Origin of the sequence: Synechococcus sp. PCC 6716, assembly GCF_022570815.1 — a bacterium.
Lineage (GTDB): Bacteria > Cyanobacteriota > Cyanobacteriia > Thermosynechococcales > Thermosynechococcaceae > Thermosynechococcus > Thermosynechococcus lividus.
The window spans coordinates 375926-391540 of record NZ_JAKLTU010000001.1; the positions used below are offsets into that span (position 1 = coordinate 375926).

General features: G+C 54.7%; 13 protein-coding genes. 9 read left to right on the plus strand and 4 right to left on the minus strand.

The genetic code is table 11. The annotated features are described in order from the left end of the window. Positions 1-921, plus strand: a complete 921-nt coding sequence (locus L5220_RS01790) for an NAD(+) kinase (protein WP_099797676.1) — start codon at positions 1-3, stop codon at positions 919-921. Between the two features lie 225 nt (positions 922-1146). Here L5220_RS01790 and L5220_RS01795 read toward each other — a convergent pair whose 3' ends face one another. Further along, positions 1147-3126: a transglycosylase domain-containing protein gene (locus L5220_RS01795; protein ID WP_499571216.1), complete on the minus strand. Its 1980-nt coding sequence runs from the start codon at positions 3124-3126 to the stop codon at positions 1147-1149. Between the two features lie 114 nt (positions 3127-3240). Between L5220_RS01795 and tyrS the strand changes: the two genes are divergently transcribed. Genes tyrS through L5220_RS01815 form a run of 4 tightly spaced genes read left to right on the plus strand, consistent with a single transcriptional unit; the run spans position 3241 to position 8317 of the window. Further along, a complete protein-coding gene (gene tyrS, locus L5220_RS01800; protein WP_099797672.1) occupies positions 3241-4464 on the plus strand; it encodes a tyrosine--tRNA ligase in 1224 nt (407 codons plus the stop codon). Between the two features lie 45 nt (positions 4465-4509). Continuing rightward, entirely contained in the window at positions 4510-4818 is a 309-nt protein-coding gene (locus L5220_RS01805; protein ID WP_499571218.1) for a ssr2422 family thylakoid membrane protein, read from the plus strand. Positions 4819-4836: 18 nt separating this feature from the next. Beyond that, the gene (locus L5220_RS01810) at positions 4837-7581 is read left to right on the plus strand and encodes a M16 family metallopeptidase (RefSeq protein WP_499571220.1); all 2745 of its coding nucleotides are present in this window, start codon (positions 4837-4839) and stop codon (positions 7579-7581) included. Positions 7582-7585: 4 nt separating this feature from the next. Next, complete coding sequence (locus L5220_RS01815) at positions 7586-8317, plus strand: cytochrome c biogenesis protein CcdA (protein ID WP_499571223.1); 732 nt, start codon at positions 7586-7588, stop codon at positions 8315-8317. Here L5220_RS01815 and L5220_RS01820 read toward each other — a convergent pair. Further along, on the minus strand, positions 8314-8784 hold the full coding sequence (locus L5220_RS01820) for a nucleoside deaminase (RefSeq protein ID WP_499571225.1): 471 nt from the start codon (positions 8782-8784) through the stop codon (positions 8314-8316). The genes L5220_RS01815 and L5220_RS01820 overlap by 4 nt on opposite strands. 74 nt (positions 8785-8858) lie before the next feature. Between L5220_RS01820 and rfbB the strand changes: the two genes are divergently transcribed. The 4 genes from rfbB to rfbD are packed head-to-tail and all read left to right on the plus strand — an operon-like array spanning position 8859 to position 12298. Next, complete coding sequence (gene rfbB / locus L5220_RS01825) at positions 8859-9938, plus strand: dTDP-glucose 4,6-dehydratase (RefSeq protein WP_499571228.1); 1080 nt, start codon at positions 8859-8861, stop codon at positions 9936-9938. A 41-nt stretch (positions 9939-9979) separates the two neighbouring features. Further along, the gene (rfbA, locus tag L5220_RS01830) at positions 9980-10867 is read left to right on the plus strand and encodes a glucose-1-phosphate thymidylyltransferase RfbA (RefSeq protein WP_499571230.1); all 888 of its coding nucleotides are present in this window, start codon (positions 9980-9982) and stop codon (positions 10865-10867) included. Then, positions 10860-11408 (plus strand): dTDP-4-dehydrorhamnose 3,5-epimerase, encoded by a 549-nt coding sequence (gene rfbC, locus L5220_RS01835; RefSeq protein ID WP_448527424.1) that lies wholly within the window; start codon positions 10860-10862, stop codon positions 11406-11408. Before rfbA ends, rfbC begins: the two co-directional genes overlap by 8 nt. An 8-nt stretch (positions 11409-11416) precedes the next feature. Next, a complete protein-coding gene (gene rfbD / locus L5220_RS01840; protein WP_499571232.1) occupies positions 11417-12298 on the plus strand; it encodes a dTDP-4-dehydrorhamnose reductase in 882 nt (293 codons plus the stop codon). A gap of 17 nt (positions 12299-12315) precedes the next feature. Here the strand turns inward: rfbD and L5220_RS01845 are convergent, their stop codons facing one another. Beyond that, a complete protein-coding gene (locus L5220_RS01845; protein WP_099797664.1) occupies positions 12316-12816 on the minus strand; it encodes a chemotaxis protein CheW in 501 nt (166 codons plus the stop codon). After that, a complete protein-coding gene (locus L5220_RS01850) occupies positions 12806-15613 on the minus strand; it encodes a hybrid sensor histidine kinase/response regulator (RefSeq protein ID WP_499571234.1) in 2808 nt (935 codons plus the stop codon). Before L5220_RS01850 ends, L5220_RS01845 begins: the two co-directional genes overlap by 11 nt. Positions 15614-15615 lie beyond the last annotated feature (2 nt).

A 15615-nucleotide genomic window follows, 5' to 3' on the forward strand; every position in this document is an offset into this window, starting at 1 on the left:
ATGCAGTTAAACCAAGTGATCGTAGTACACAAGGCGGGCGATCGCCAAAGTAAAGACTGGGCCGATCGGGTGGTGCGACAACTGCAACAGCGAGGGGCACGGGTACTCGTGGGACCAAGCGGTCCGCGAGATAATCCCTATCCCGTTTTTATGGCCTCCGTCACAGACCCTATTGATCTGGCCATTGTCTTAGGCGGAGATGGCACCTCCCTAGCCGCAGCACGGCACTTGGCCGCTCCAGGAGTTCCGATTCTTGCGGTCAATGTTGGTGGGCATTTGGGATTCTTAACCGAACCTTTTGATCTGTTTGCGGAGTTGGAAACCGTTTGGGATCGCCTAGAGCGGGATGAGTACGCGATGCAGCAACGGATGATGCTGCAAGCGCAAGTGTTTGAAGGCCCAAAACCCAACGCCGAACCCGTGGGCGATCGCTACTATGCCCTCAATGAAATGTGCATCAAACCCGCCTCAGCGGATCGCATGATTACCGCCATTCTGGAAATGGAAATTGATGGCGATGTGGTCGATCAGTACCAAGGAGATGGCCTTCTGGTGGCCACTCCCACCGGATCCACCTGCTACACTGTAGCGGCCAACGGTCCCATCGTGCACCCCGGCATGGAAGCCTTGGTGGTCACCCCCATTTGCCCCCTGAGTCTCTCTAGTCGTCCCATTGTCTTACCGTCGCGTTCTCTCGTGAGTATTTGGCCGCTGGAGGATCATAGCCTTAATACCAAGCTATGGATGGATGGGGTCATGGCTACCTCCATTTGGCCGGGGCAGCGAGTGCAGGTGTCGATGGCTGATTGCCAAGCCCGCTTTATTCTGCTGCGCGATCATTATTCGTTTTATCAAACCCTGCGGGAAAAATTAGCGTGGGCAGGCGCACGGATTCCATACCACAATAATCATCGTAACTAGTCGTAACTAGAAGGTAGCGGATCTGCTCTCAGTGACATACTCCGGACACTCATGCTGACGTATAGCGTGCGGGCTTCTCAGTGACTGCTGCTAGTGCATCAGGCGTTATATCAATCGATTCAGCGATATCGATTTTGCAGACTCCAGACATGGGCGGTTAGGCAATAACATCTTCCTTTGTGTGTAGCAAATTTAAGGCACAACAGGGGAGCCTCAGACAGCTCCCTAGTTGCTATCACGCCGTTGAGGCTTCGGTCGCTGAAACTTCGACATTGGCGTAAAGTCTTGGACAGGAACATCTTTGAGGGCTTGGGTCATAAAATCTCGCCAGATGGGTGCCATGAAGCCTCCACCGGTGGCACCCTGGCCCAAGGGTGCATAGTTATCATTTCCTGCCCAAACCGCTGCTGACAATTGGGGCACATAGCCCACAAACCAAATATCCCGCTCCGAGGAGGTGGTGCCGGTTTTACCCGCTGCGGGACGGCCAATACTGGCTCCGGTGCCGGTACCGCTAGTGATGACACTTTGCATCGTATTATTGATTGCTGCGGCTGCCCAAGGGTCTAGAACCAGCTTTGGTCGCGGTGTATGATCCAGTAACAAATGACCGCTGTTATCGGTGACCTGAATAATGGTTGTTGTGGGAGACTGCCAGCCATTGTTGGCAAAAGTAGCGTAGGCAGCCGCCATTTCTAGGGGGGTTAAGTCCACTGCACCCAAGGGCAAAGAGACCACCGGTAGCATGGGGCTGGTAATGCCAAGGGTACGGCAAATTTCAATCACGCGGTCAATCCCCACCTCCTGCCCCAAAACAATGGCCGGAATGTTACGGGAGGTGGCTAAGGCCATCCGCATTGACATCGGTCCCATAAAGGAGCGATCGTAGTTTTGGGGAACATACCGCCCCATGCCATCGCGATAGCTTACGGGTGAATCGTTAATCCCAGAGTCCGGAGTGTAGTTGCCACTGGCGTAAGCGGCATAGAACACAAAGGGCTTAAACGCGGATCCGGGCTGGCGCATCGCTTGGGTGGCACGGTTAAATTGACTGCGATTGTAGTCCACCCCCCCCACTAAGGCTTTGACATAGTGGGTGCGAGGATCAACAGCGGCCAAAGCGAGCTGATCAGCGCGGATGCCGCTTGCTTGCAGGGTAGCAAACCCCCGCTGCACTGCTGCCTCTGCCATTTTTTGCAGATCTGCATCCAAGCTACTTTGCACGCGCATCCCGCCGCGAATGACAGCTTCACGCCCAAATTGCTGCGTTAGCTCTTGGAGTACAGCATCGGTAATCCACGGACTGCGACTGCGCTGAAAGGAGGTGATTTCGCCGAGTGTCAGGGATTGTTGGGCAGCGGCAGCAGCCTCTTGAGGGGTGATCCACTCCAGTTCAACCATGCGATCTAACACAAGCTGTTGTCGCTGTTTGGCGGTCTCCATATCTACAAAGGGGCTAAAGGCCTCAGGTGCCTGAATAATACCGGCCATCATGGCGGCTTCTGCAAGGGTGAGATCCGCCGCTGATTTTTTGAAGTAGCTTTGGGCTGCGGTCTGTACCCCATAGGTGTTGTGCCCCCAATAAACTTGGTTGAGGTACATTTCCAGAATCTGATCTTTGGTAAAAATTTGCTCTAGGCGCATGGCTAAAACGGCTTCGGCCACTTTGCGACTCAAGGAGCGATCTGGCGAGAGAAACAGGTTTTTCACCAGTTGCATAGTCAAGGTGGATCCGCCTTGGGCTGTGCGGCCAGAGGTTAGGTTGACCACCAAGGCACGGGAAATACCAATGGGATTAATGCCGCGATGTTGGTAGAAATTGCTATCTTCAATCGCCATCACGGCTAACTTGAGGTTTGGGGAAATTTTATCAAGGGGAACAACCTCACGATTCTCTTCATCGTGCAGGCTCACCAGTAAGGTGCCCTTAGCATCATAGATATGTGTGGTTTCACTGGGAATATAGCCCCGCAGCGATCGCACATCGGGGAGATTACGAAAGCTGACGGCCAAGCCAAGGAGGCTGCCTCCCAACGCTGCTGAACCGAGGGTCATCCCCACTAAAAATGTGCGATTGGCAATTCGCAGAACGCCACGCCAAAAGTTGTCATCCTGTGGGCGCGTTTGGGGGCGCTGCTTGCCAAGAGTAGTGGTTGACACGGCAGTAACGTCCTCACTCCTAACTGAGGGGCTGGCAGAGGGCATCGAAGAATACGGCAGTACTATGCCCAGCGATCGCCATTGATTGTTATCATAGCCATCCTAGGCCAGAAATGTTCCAGCCAATGTGATCTACCGTGATCGATGTGATCTATGAAGATGTGTGCAGCAGACTTTGAAGCAACCATTGCCCGATTACAACGGGGGGTTGTGGAAACGTTTCCCCATGTCCCCGATTCCAATAACCCCCAGGAAAATCTCTGGGTTGCCTTGGGCGATCGCCCCTTGCGCATCAAGCTAGGGATTGATCCCACCGGCAGCGACATTCACCTCGGCCACAGTATTGTCCTGCGTAAATTACGCCAGTTTCAGGATGCGGGGCATTGTGCTGTGCTCATTATTGGGGACTTTACGGCTCAAATTGGCGATCCCACCGGTAAATCGGAGGTGCGCCAGCAATTAACCCCTGCAGCGATCGCCCAGAATGTGCAAACCTATCTTGATCAGGTGCGACCCATTCTAGATTTTGAGACACCCGGACGGCTGGAAATCCGCTATAACTCAGAGTGGCTGGCTACCCTAGACCTGCGGCAGATTCTCGAACTATTGGGCACAATGACCGTTGGTCAAATGCTGGCCAAGGAAGGCTTTGCCGAACGCTATGCCAAGGAAAGCCCCATTTTTCTGCACGAATTTCTCTATCCGCTGATGCAGGGCTACGACTCCGTGGCGGTCGATGCCGATGTGGAGCTAGGAGGCACTGACCAGAAATTTAATATTGCCGTGGGGCGGGATCTGCAGCGTCACTTTCAGCGACCAACATTGCAGTTCGGCCTGTTGATGCCAATTTTAATCGGCACTGATGGCGTGCAGAAAATGTCAAAATCCTTAGGGAATTACGTAGCGCTCACAGAGTCCGCTGCCAGTATGTACTCCAAACTCGAGAAAGTCCCTGATGCCTTGGTCAATCAGTACATCGAACTGTTGACGGATCTACCCCTTGAGGCCTTGCCCACGAATCCGCGCGAGCGCCAAAAAGCCCTTGCTCTCGAGGTTGTCAGCCAGTACCATGGCCGCGAGCTAGCCCAGCAAACCCAAGCAGAACTGGCCGCCATTGTCACCCAAGGGCAAACCGCGCAGGCGAGTTCCATTCCTGAGTATTCCCTGAGTCAATTTAGCTTTCCTGTGAAACTCACCTACGTTCTGAGTCAGACGGGACTGTGCCCCAGCAGTAGTGAAGCACGACGGCAAATTCAAGGAGGTGGGGTGCGCCTCAACAGTGAAAAAATTAGTGATGTGGAGTTTACCCTGAACAGCCCAGAGACCTACGTTAACCAAGTGTTACAGGTGGGCAAGAAAAAGTTCCTGCGCTTTGTGGCCTAAGTCCTGTGTCAGGATAGAAGGGACACAGCAGTAGGCATGTATCCTATGGGTGAGCAGGAGTTTCAAACCAAGGTACTCAGTCAGCTACAGGGACTACGCACAGACGTAGAGAAGCTACAGACGAATGTCCACAAGCTGCAAACCGATGTCGAAAAGCTGCAACTTGATGTCAGCGGCCTCAGTGACCACGTTAAAGCCCAAGACTACAAGTTTGAAGTGGATCAGCGAGGGTCTAAAGCGATGGTGCGCATGGCAACGACAATCATTATTCCTGCGGCTGCGGTGGTGGTGCTTTCAAGTCTTTCACCGGCGATTACAGCGTTGGTGAGCGCGATCGCCCACCAAGGCAGCTAAGGCGTTCTAGAGATGGCTGTGATCTGCGTTCTAGCCCGAAATCCGCAATGGCTTAAGAGTGTCTCGCGAGTCTTTTTGCTGGTGGTGAGTATTGGCTTGGCCGTCATCATGTCCCTTAATGCAGTACAAGGACTGGGTAGTGGTGTGACAAAAACAGTTCTCGACAATGGCCTAACGGTTTTGATTAAGGAGATCCCGACCGCGCCGGTGGTTAGCCTTCAGGTGTGGTACCGCGTTGGCTCTCGCCATGAACCCCAAGGACAAAACGGCATTGCCCACCAACTTGAACACCTGATGTTTAAGGGAACCGACACCCGTCCTGTGCAGTTTGGCCAGTTGTTTAATGCCTTGGGCAGTGTCTCAAATGCCTTTACCAGTTACGATATGACTGCCTACCATCACACGGTGCGCGCTGATCAGTTAGAGGCATTGCTGATCCTTGAAGCCGATCGCCTACGGAATACGGCCATTACCCCTACCGCCCTTGAGAGTGAAAAGCGGGTGGTGATTTCTGAGCTACAGGGTTACGAAAACAGTCCCGAATATCGCCTCAGTCGTGCGGTGATGGGTGCGCTCTATGCCAACCATCCCTACGGCTTGCCGGTTGGCGGCACCGCCACCGATGTTGAGCAATTTAGCCTTGGTGAGGTTAAGGCKTTTTACCGCCAGTACTATCGTCCTGATAATGCGGTGTTGGTCATTGCTGGCGATGTGCGCCCCTCTGAGGCACTTGCCCTAGTGAAAAGAACCTTCGGCCAAGTTCCCACTCCCCCAGAGCCGCTGCCTGTCAATGCCAGAGCGGCGGCCGCTGCATTTACCTCACGGCGGGTTACGCTGCGCGAGCCGGGTAGTGCTCCTTTACTGCAGATGGTGGCACCGATTCCTGCCCTCACCCATGCCGATATTCCTGCCCTTGAAGTGTTGGATATGCTCTTGAGTGGGGGGCGCAGTTCCCTGCTCTATCAGTCTCTTATGGAGACGGGACAGGCCAGTTCCGCCTACTCCTATAGTGCGGCGCTGCAAGTGGGGGGGTGGTTTGAGATCGGGGCGATCGCTGCTCCCGATCAGTCTTTAGCAACCATCGAGACCACTATCACCAAGATTTTAGACCAATTGGCACAGCAGCCCCTCAGCGCCCCAGCCCTAGCCCGTGCCAAACAACAACTAAAGGCCAATTTTGTGCTGCGCAACCGCGATATCGATGCCCAAGCGGCACAATTGGCCAATGATGAAACTGTTGCGGGGGATTATCGGTTTAGCGATCGCCTGCTCGCTGCCATTGACCGGGTAACGGCGGCGGATGTGCAGCGGGTGGTGCAAACCTACCTAGGGGGCGATCGCTGGGTTATGGGGGAATTTATCCCCAGTGAATTTGCCGACGTCGAGTTGTCTGGGCGGGGGGGTACCCAAACCACAGAGCATCATTTAGTCGGGGATCCGGTCGATCCTGCACTTGTTGCCACCTACCTGCCTAAAACAACACGTTCCCAAGGGGCGATCGCCCCCGCAACTGCCGTAGAAACCTTTACCCTCAAAAATGGCTTGCGAGTGCTGCTACTGGTCGATCGCAGTACCCCCACAGTGACTCTTGCTGGGCGCATCAATGCGGGTACTGCTTACGATGTGCTCACCCAACCCGGGGTGGCAAACTTGACAGCAGCAAATCTGCTGAACGGCACCCGCGATAAGGATGCCTTAGCCCTTGCCCAAACCCTAGAAGATCGCGGCATTAGCCTTGAATTTAGTGCCTTTCGCGATGGCGTGGATGTTGAAGGCTATGCCCTCGCCAGCGAACTACCTACCCTCCTGCGCACCCTTGCGGACGTGTTGCAAAACGCCACCTTTCCTGAAGCAGATTTTAACCTCAGCCAACAACGCTATCTGACAGCGCTGAGTCTAGAAGCCGATGACCCAGTACGATTGGGTCGCCGCGTCTTCCAAGAAACTCTCTACCCCAGTGATCATCCGCTACATCCCTTTGCCACGCCAGCCTCGGTGCAGGGAATTCAACGGCAGCAGTTAGTGGATTTTTACCGTGCCGCCTATGCCCCTGATCAGACGATTCTCACCCTCGTGGGAGACTTTGACCCCACAAGAGTGCGATCGCTCCTCAATGAACTCTTTGGCCAGTGGCAGCCTGAGTCGGCTCCCCTAGACTTGACCTTTCCCCCCGTGAGTCCGCCGCCGCAAACCCTTTTTAAGAACGCCGTCATCCCCGGTAAAGCCCAAGCCATTACTTACATCGGGGCACCGGGGCTGGATCGCCGCGATCCGCGGTTCTATGCTGCCATGGTGATGAACCATATCCTTGGGGGCGATACCCTAGCCAGTCGCCTCGGTACCGAAATTCGCGATCGCCAAGGGTTAACCTACGGCATCTACAGCTTTTTTACCGCCAGTAGCCAAGCGGGGCCGTTCCTCATTCAACTGCAAACCGCACCGGAAGACACTGCCCAAGCCATTCAAGCCACCCTGAAACTGTTGCGCGATGCCCGCACCCATGGGTTTACTGCCGCCGAGCTTGCCACTGCCAAGCGTAGTTTAGTGAATAGCTATGTGGTGGAGCTGGCGAATGTCGATGTTCTAGCGCGAACCGTACTGGGAAATGCCAGCGTCGATTTACCGCCAGAGGAATTGCAGCAGTTTGGCGATCGCCTCGCTGCTGTCAGCCTTGAGGACGTGAACCACGTGCTACGGGAGATCATCGATCCCGATCGGCTCGTAATCGTCACTGCTGGCCCACCTGTTGCCTTTCAGCCATAACCGCATGAGTAATTTCAGTGTGTACATCTACCAGCTTGAGCAATGGGTGAATCAGTGGGTGATCGGCCAACTTGGTGAGTTAACCCTGCTCAGCCTTGGCGTTGTCTTTCTGGCGGGACTGTTGACCAGCCTCACCCCCTGCACCCTCTCAATGTTGCCCATTACTGTGGGCTATATTGCAGGCTACGCTGCCAGACAAACCAAACAAAAGGGATCAGCCGCACGGCAATCTATCTGGTTTGCCTTGGGCTTGGCCACCACCTTAGCAGGGCTAGGGATGGTCGCGGCGATCGCTGGGCGTATCTACGGACAAGTGGGTTTAGGACTGACGATTGTGGTCAGTTTAATTGCTATTCTCATGGGCTTAAACCTCTTAAATGCACTCCCCCTCAGCTTTCCCCGCAGCCGGTTTCTCGAAGAGCTTCCCGATCGCGTTCCTGCCAGCCTGCAAGCTTACACCCTAGGGGCAACCTTTGGCTTAGTGGCTGCCCCCTGTAGCACCCCCGTATTGGCAACCCTCCTAGCATGGGTGGCCAGCACCCAAAAACTAGTGGTCGGGGCAGGGCTGCTGTTGGCCTATACTAGCGGCTATGTCGTGCCCCTCATCCTAGTGGGCACTTTTAGTAATACCCTGCAAACGCTTCTGTCACTGCGGCAGTGGTCGAGTTGGATTACGACCCTCAGTGGCGTGCTATTGATTGCCTTTGGGGTTATTTCCTTGGCAATTCGACTTTAGAGTTCCCCAATATCTTCAAACCAGAGGCGGGGATGCTGCGTAATAAAGTCTGCCATCATCTGCTGACACACCTCTAGATTGAGATCAATGACCTCAACCCCATGGCTCTCCATGAAGGCTCGGGCACCCGCAAAGGTTTGGGATTCCCCCGCAATCACTTTTTTGATGCCAAACTGAACCACTGCGCCAGCACATAAATAGCAGGGCATGAGGGTTGAGTAGAGTACGGTGTCAGCGTAGCTGCCAATACGCCCTGCATTAGAGAGGCAGTCAATTTCGGCGTGGAGGATGGGGTTGCCCTGCTGCACCCGCTGGTTATGACCCCGGCCAATAATTTTTCCCTGCTGCACCAGCACCGAGCCAATGGGAATGCCGCCCTCTTGCAGCCCTTGTTTGGCCTCGGCGATCGCCGCCTGCATAAAGTCATCCATAGGACTCTGCTCCACCACCTCTTCTGAGTCTAGCAAAGCCCTTTTACCAGAACAGTGGTGAGTTGTTGGTATGATGCAAGCCAGAACCTAATGCATTTCTCAACAGGCAGATGATCAAATTCCTCGTGACGGGTGGTGGTGGGTTTATCGGGGCAAACTTTGTGCGGCTAGCCCTCACGGAAGGCTGGGGAGCGGTGCTGAACCTCGACAAGATGACCTATGCCTGCCATCCTGGCACGCTGGCCATGCTGCGGCGGTACCCCAACTACCAGTTTGTGCATGGGGATGTGGGCGATCGCGCCCTTGTGGCCGACCTGTTACAGACCATTCAACCCGATGCCGTAATCCATTTTGCCGCAGAAAGCCATGTGGATCGCTCCATCAACAGTCCTCAAGATTTTATTCAAACCAATGTCGTAGGCACCGCCAACCTCCTAGAAGAAGTTAAGGCTTACTGGCAGCAGCGACCGAGCAGGGAGCAAGACACCTTCCGCTTTATTCATATTTCTACCGATGAGGTCTATGGCAGCCTTGGCCCCACAGATCCGCCGTTTCGGGAAGACACCCCCTATGCCCCTAACAGCCCCTACGCCGCCTCGAAAGCTGCCTCAGATCACCTTGTACGCGCCTACCACCACACCTATGGTCTCCCCACGTTGACCACCAACTGCTCCAATAACTACGGCCCCTACCAATTTCCCGAAAAACTCATCCCCCTAATGATCTGCCAAGCCTTGGCGCAGCAGCCTCTGCCTATCTACGGCGATGGCCAAAATGTGCGGGACTGGCTCTACGTTGAAGATCACTGCCGTGCGGTTTACAGGGTGTGGCAAAAGGGGCAACCGGGGCAAACCTACAATATTGGCGGCACCTGCGAAAAAACCAACCTTGAAGTGGTGCAGACCCTCTGTGACCTGCTACAAACTCGGTACCCCCAGCCCAATGTCAACTATCACAGTTTAATTACCTTTGTTGGCGATCGCCCCGGCCATGATCGTCGCTACGCCATTGATGCCAGTAAGATTCAGCAAGAACTCGGCTGGCAACCACAGGAAACCTTTACCAGTGGCCTCACCAAAACGGTGGAATGGTACCTCAGCCACCAAGACTGGGTACAGGCAGTGCGCACCGCCGACTATAGCGCTTGGCTGGCCAGCCACTACGGCAGCACCTTGAGTGCGCCCCATTAACATCTGCTGCTGCCCAGTGGAAAGCGTCTCTCGGAGGGTTTATGAAAGGTATTATTCTTGCGGGCGGTTCTGGGACACGGCTGTATCCCCTCACGCAGGTGGTCAGCAAGCAATTGATGCCCATCTACGACAAACCCATGATTTACTATCCCCTCTCTATCTTGATGCTGGCGGGGATCCGTGACATTCTCATTATTTCCACCCCGGAACACCTGTACCTCTTTGAGAAATTACTGGGAACAGGGTCTCAGTGGGGGCTGTCCCTGAGCTATTGTGTGCAGCCAAGCCCCAATGGCTTAGCCGAAGCCTTTTTGCTGGGGCGTGACTTTCTGCAGGGATCACCTGTCTGTCTCACCTTGGGTGATAACCTCCTCTACGGCCATGATCTGCCGCAAAAATTACAGCGGGCTGCGCAACTGAACCAGGGTGCCTTGATTTTTGGGTATCGGGTTGCCAACCCACAACAGTACGGCGTCATTGAGTTTGATAGGATGGGGCGCGTGCTAGATATCGAAGAAAAGCCAGCAGTGCCCAAGTCCAACTACGCGGTACCCGGAATTTATTTTTACGATGCTCGCGTCTGTGATTTAGCGGCACAACTTCAACCCTCTGCCCGTGGCGAATTGGAAATTACAGATTTGAACCGTCTGTACCTTAAACAAGGCGATCTCAGGGTAGAGATGTTGGGGCGGGGCTATGCATGGCTAGATACGGGTACCCATGACCTGTTACAGCAGGCCAGTAGTTTTATCCGCACCCTCGAAGAACGCCAAGGGGTAAAAATTGCCTGCTTAGAGGAAATTGCCCTCTTGCAGGGCTATATTAGCCCTGAGCAGCTTTACGAATTGGCGCAACCGCTGCGCAACAGTAGCTATGGCCAATACCTGCTACAGGTGTGGGCCGAGGTCACAGGAGACACCTATGCTTAAGGTACAGCCCCTTGCCATTCCAGAGGTGCTATTGCTAGAACCGCAGATCTTTCGCGATCAGCGCGGCTTCTTCTTTGAGAGTTTTAATCAGCGGGCGTTTATGGCGGCCACAGGATTAGAGGTCAATTTTGTCCAAGATAATCATTCTGCATCTCAGCAGGGGGTATTGCGCGGGCTGCACTATCAACACCAACAACCTCAAGGCAAGCTCATCCGGGTGATTGAGGGAGAAATTTTTGATGTGGCGGTGGATCTGCGGCAATCCTCCCCAACCTATGGCCAGTGGGTGGGGGTTTGGCTAAACGCCGAAACCCATCATCAACTGTGGATTCCTGCCGGGTTTGCCCATGGTTTTTGGGTGAAGTCGGCGACGGCTCAGGTGCTCTACAAAGCAACAGATTACTACAGCCCAGGGGATGAACATACCCTGCTGTGGAACGATCCGACCGTGGCAGTTGACTGGCCCCTGAGCGGTGAGCCGCTCCTCTCGGCTAAGGATCAGCAGGGGAAACCCTTTGGGTGCGTGCCACACTTTGCCTAGGAGGCACTATGCGGATCATGATTTTGGGGGCGATGGGGCAGGTGGGCTGGCAGTTGGTGCAGCAGGCTCCGCCTCAGATAACTGTTATCCCCGTCGCTCGCCAAGGAACTGCGGTGACGTTCGATCTGGCGGATCTAGAGGCAATTCCGAGCTTCCTGCGCGCTCATTGCCCCGATGTGCTGATCAATGCAGCGGCCTACACCGCAGTGGATCAAGCGGAGCAGGAACCTGAGCAGGCTCAGCGAATTAATGGCACGGCAGTGAAGATATTGGCACAGACCATGGCTGAACTGGGGGGAGTACTCGTTCACTACTCCACAGACTATGTGTTCGATGGCCAGCAAGCGGTACCCTATCGGGAAACGGATGCTACGGCTCCTATTAATGCCTACGGCTACAGCAAGTGGTTGGGGGAGCAGGCGATCGCCACCGTCAATGCTAACTATCTAATTTTGCGCACCAGTTGGGTCTATGATGTCCGCGGCAAAAATTTCCTGCGTACCATGGTACGGCTTGCGCAAACTCGTCCGCTAGTGCGGGTTGTGGCGGATCAAGTTGGAACGCCCACCGCCGCCAGCTTCATTGCCCGCCTCACCTATCAACTGCTGCTGCTACAGGCAAGGGGACTGTATCACCTCACCCCCCAAGGCAGTACCAGTTGGTACGGCTTTGCCCGCAAAATTTTTGATTACCTCAAGGCTCAGGGCTATGCCACTGCCACACTGGAAGCCATTCCCAGTCGTGACTATCCGACCGCGGCACAGCGCCCAGCGTTCTCCACCCTTAACTGCGAGAAAGTCACAGCGGTGTTAGGGGCACCCTTACCACACTGGGAGCAAGTTTTAGAGTCGATTCTGGTACAGTTGAACCCCGCAGACTGTCTTGATTGAGCCTTAGTTTTGAGAGGTTACAGGGTCTTGAGGGAGGCTAGCACCTGGGGCACATCCACAATAAAGATGGGGGGCAGATTGGGGTCATTAGTGCTGCTGACCATTAGGGAGCTGACGTGGTGAATATTGCCCCAATGCAGATAGTTTTTGGGAATGGGATGGATGTGGTCTTGGGGAACCCGCTCAATAATTGGCGGATCCACGAGCGGAAAGCCTAGCCACTCGCCTGCAAGGTCTGGCTGCAAAATCAGCAAGAACTTGAGTTTCTCGGTTTCAGCCGCAGACAACGGCTCGGCAAAGAGGCAGCGGCCAATCTCAATCACTAAAATTTCGCGATCGCCATGATTGACCAGACCCACCCCCCGGCGAGAGCGATCGCCGTAGATGGGAGGCAGGGGAATGACGCGATTGGCTTGTGCCATGGGCACGGCAAACTGTTCCTGACGGATCAAAAACGTCAAGAACTGCTCCATGACAACGGGCTGAGGTTGGCGACGGCGACGGGTTTTAAGTACCATGGCGAATCAACTGGGCAAGGGTTTCTAGGAGTTCTGCCTCGCGGAAGGGTTTACTGAAGTAGGCCGCTGCCCCCAGATGCTGCGCTAACTGGCGGTGTTTTTGTCCGGTGCGGGAGGTGAGGATCACCACCGGCACGTTGTGGCAATGGGGAATGCGTTTAATGTGCGCCAGCACGCCAAAGCCATCCAGCCGCGGCATTTCAATGTCGCTGACCAAGGCATTCACCTGTAAGCCCGCCTCTAGTTTATCAATGGCATCTTGGCCATCCTTGGCTTGCTCAACGTGGTAGCCTGCTTTTTCTAAGGTAGTGGCCAAGAAACGCCGCACATTTACCGAGTCATCAACAACTAGAATTGTGTCTTGGGTCGAGAGGGGCAACGCGTCGGTGGTGCGTAAGGGGCGATCGCGCCCCTTCTCAAACCCATCGAGGAGAGCCAGCGGGTCGATCAAGGGCACAATGCGACCATTTCCTAAAATCGTGCAGCCACTAAAGCCGTGGGGTAACGCCAAGTCACTATCGACGTGCCGGATTGTCACCTCCTGCTCGCCCCAATAGCGATCCACCTTGACCGCAAGAGCCATGTCACCTTGGGCAAGAATCATCAGGGTGGGGTCGTTAATGATTGGGGTGCCTTCTGCCTCAACAGGACGATAGGGACGGGAAAACTGAAAGTACTCATCAAGCGCCACCACCGGGGTCATATAGCCTTCCCAGTCAATGAGGGGGTGGCCAAGGGTTTCAACTGGTAAATACTGATCCGCTAAGACCATCTCGGCCACGGCTTCTGTTGGTACAGCCAGCAACATATGGGCAGCCTCCACCAGCAGCACCCGCACAACGGAAAGGGTGTAGGGAATTGTAATCGTAAAGGTCGTCCCTTGATTGGGTGTACTGTTGATGTGAATGTCGCCCCGAATCTGCTTGAGGTTGGTACGCACCACATCCATCCCAACCCCCCSCCCCGATAAATTCGACACCTGAGTTGCGGTGGAAAAGCCCGGCTCAAAAATCAGCTCGAATAGATCGCGATCGCTGGCGGTAGCCAGCCATCCTGCGGGCACTCCCAAACGACTGGCAGTTTGGCGAATTTTCTCAGGGTTAAGGCCGCGGCCATCATCGGCCACCGTAATCACGGTTTGGTTGCCGCGATAGGCGGCCTTGAGCAAAATTGTACCTGTCGGCGGCTTGCCAAGCGCCTCGCGCTCCGGTGCGGGTTCAATGCCATGGTCAAAGGCATTGCGCACAAGGTGCATCAGCGGATCCGCAAGCACGCTCAGCACCGTGCGATCAATTAGGATGTGACTGCCTTCAATGACAAGATCAACTGTTTTGCCATGCTCTTGACTCAACTCGCGAATAACGCGGGGATAGCGATTGGCCAGATCCGCAAAGGGGCGCATCCGTACTTGGGTAAAGCGCACTTGCAGTTGCTTGGCGGTGCGATTGAGATCACGGCTCGTGCGCTCGGTATCCTCAAGGCCAAGATCAAGATCGCTGGTAATCTCCTGAATTTGAACAATGGTTTCCATCACCTCTTGGGAGAGAAGATGGACATCGGTATAGCGATCAAATTCAAGGCTGTCAAACCCATGCTGAGCCTGAGCACTAATCGGATGGGTGGCACCAACCGTCCCACTAACGCGATCGTACTCAGTGCGCAAACGAAAATTTGCCTGCTCAAGGAGGCGCACCTTTTGCTTTAAGGTATCGAGTAATCGGTGCAGACGGGTACGCTGGAGGTCTAGGCCATTGCACTCAATCAACAATTCCCCCAGCAGGTCGCTGATCACATCAAGGTGATGCCCCGCCACGCGCACCGTCATTTCCCTCGGCTCTTGGGTGTCCGGCTTAGGTGGGGCACTCACGACAGTGGGAGCTGGGGCAGTGGAGGGAACAGGTGGCTCTGGTGAGGGTAGCACATCGTCCAAGGAGAAGCCGTTGACCTCGGCACTGGCAAAGTCCTCGACCCCAAGTTCTTGGTTGAGGTCGTCTAGACCCAGATCAAACACCGTTTGCTCCTCAGCCTCCTCGGGCAGGTCTAGGGTCAAGGCGGTTGGTAATGCCTCTAGTTGCCCGGTGAGCACAAGGGCTTGGCACCGTCGCCACTGTTGGATAATGCTGGCAGCCGTGGCAGAAATATCGCACTCAGGCTGAGCCAAATAGTCGCTAACGGTGGCACAGAACTGGGCAAACTGAGGGATCTCTAGCATCTGCCCTAGGCCTTCTAGCTCTTGGCTGGCGATCGCCATCTCTTCCTTGAGACAGGGCTGCTGTGGGTCTTGAATCACCGCCTCTAAGCGTTGCAGGCACGCCTCGACTTCAGTTTCAAAGAGAACCACCCGCATGGCATGGCCATCATCACCACTCAGCAGTGACAGTTCATCCTCTGCCTTCGGATCGCCCAGTCGCTCATGAAGCTGGTTAAAAATTGGCTCAGCTTGGGTATGCAGCCATGCGGCATTTGGCTCCAGTCCTTGCCGATTGAGGGCAATCACCGATTGCAGTTGATCCACTGCCCGCAGCAGCAGGTGCTGGGTCTCAGCATCGTCACAGGGGCGCGATCGCAGCACCTTAAAAAAATCCTCAAGGCGATGCGCCAAGTCACTGAGGAGCGTAAAGCCCATCATGGCTGCGCCACCCTTAATCGAGTGGGCTGCGCGCAACACCCCATCAATGACTTGAGTGCTAGGTGTGGCGCCCAGTTCTAGAACTCCTGCCTCAATGGTTTGTAGGTAGTCTTGTGCCTCCTCTAAAAACTGCAAGCGAACGGCTTCGTCAGGGCCGAGTTCCAGCATTG

Coding starts and splice junctions, on each gene's coding strand:
- L5220_RS01790 (WP_099797676.1), top strand. CDS start 1: ATGCAGTTAAACCAAGTGATCGTAGTACACAAGGCGGGCGATCGCCAA.
- L5220_RS01795 (WP_499571216.1), bottom strand. CDS start 3,126: ATGCCCTCTGCCAGCCCCTCAGTTAGGAGTGAGGACGTTACTGCCGTG.
- tyrS (WP_099797672.1), top strand. CDS start 3,241: ATGTGTGCAGCAGACTTTGAAGCAACCATTGCCCGATTACAACGGGGG.
- L5220_RS01805 (WP_499571218.1), top strand. CDS start 4,510: ATGGGTGAGCAGGAGTTTCAAACCAAGGTACTCAGTCAGCTACAGGGA.
- L5220_RS01815 (WP_499571223.1), top strand. CDS start 7,586: ATGAGTAATTTCAGTGTGTACATCTACCAGCTTGAGCAATGGGTGAAT.
- rfbB (WP_499571228.1), top strand. CDS start 8,859: ATGATCAAATTCCTCGTGACGGGTGGTGGTGGGTTTATCGGGGCAAAC.
- rfbA (WP_499571230.1), top strand. CDS start 9,980: ATGAAAGGTATTATTCTTGCGGGCGGTTCTGGGACACGGCTGTATCCC.
- rfbC (WP_448527424.1), top strand. CDS start 10,860: ATGCTTAAGGTACAGCCCCTTGCCATTCCAGAGGTGCTATTGCTAGAA.
- rfbD (WP_499571232.1), top strand. CDS start 11,417: ATGCGGATCATGATTTTGGGGGCGATGGGGCAGGTGGGCTGGCAGTTG.
- L5220_RS01845 (WP_099797664.1), bottom strand. CDS start 12,816: ATGGTACTTAAAACCCGTCGCCGTCGCCAACCTCAGCCCGTTGTCATG.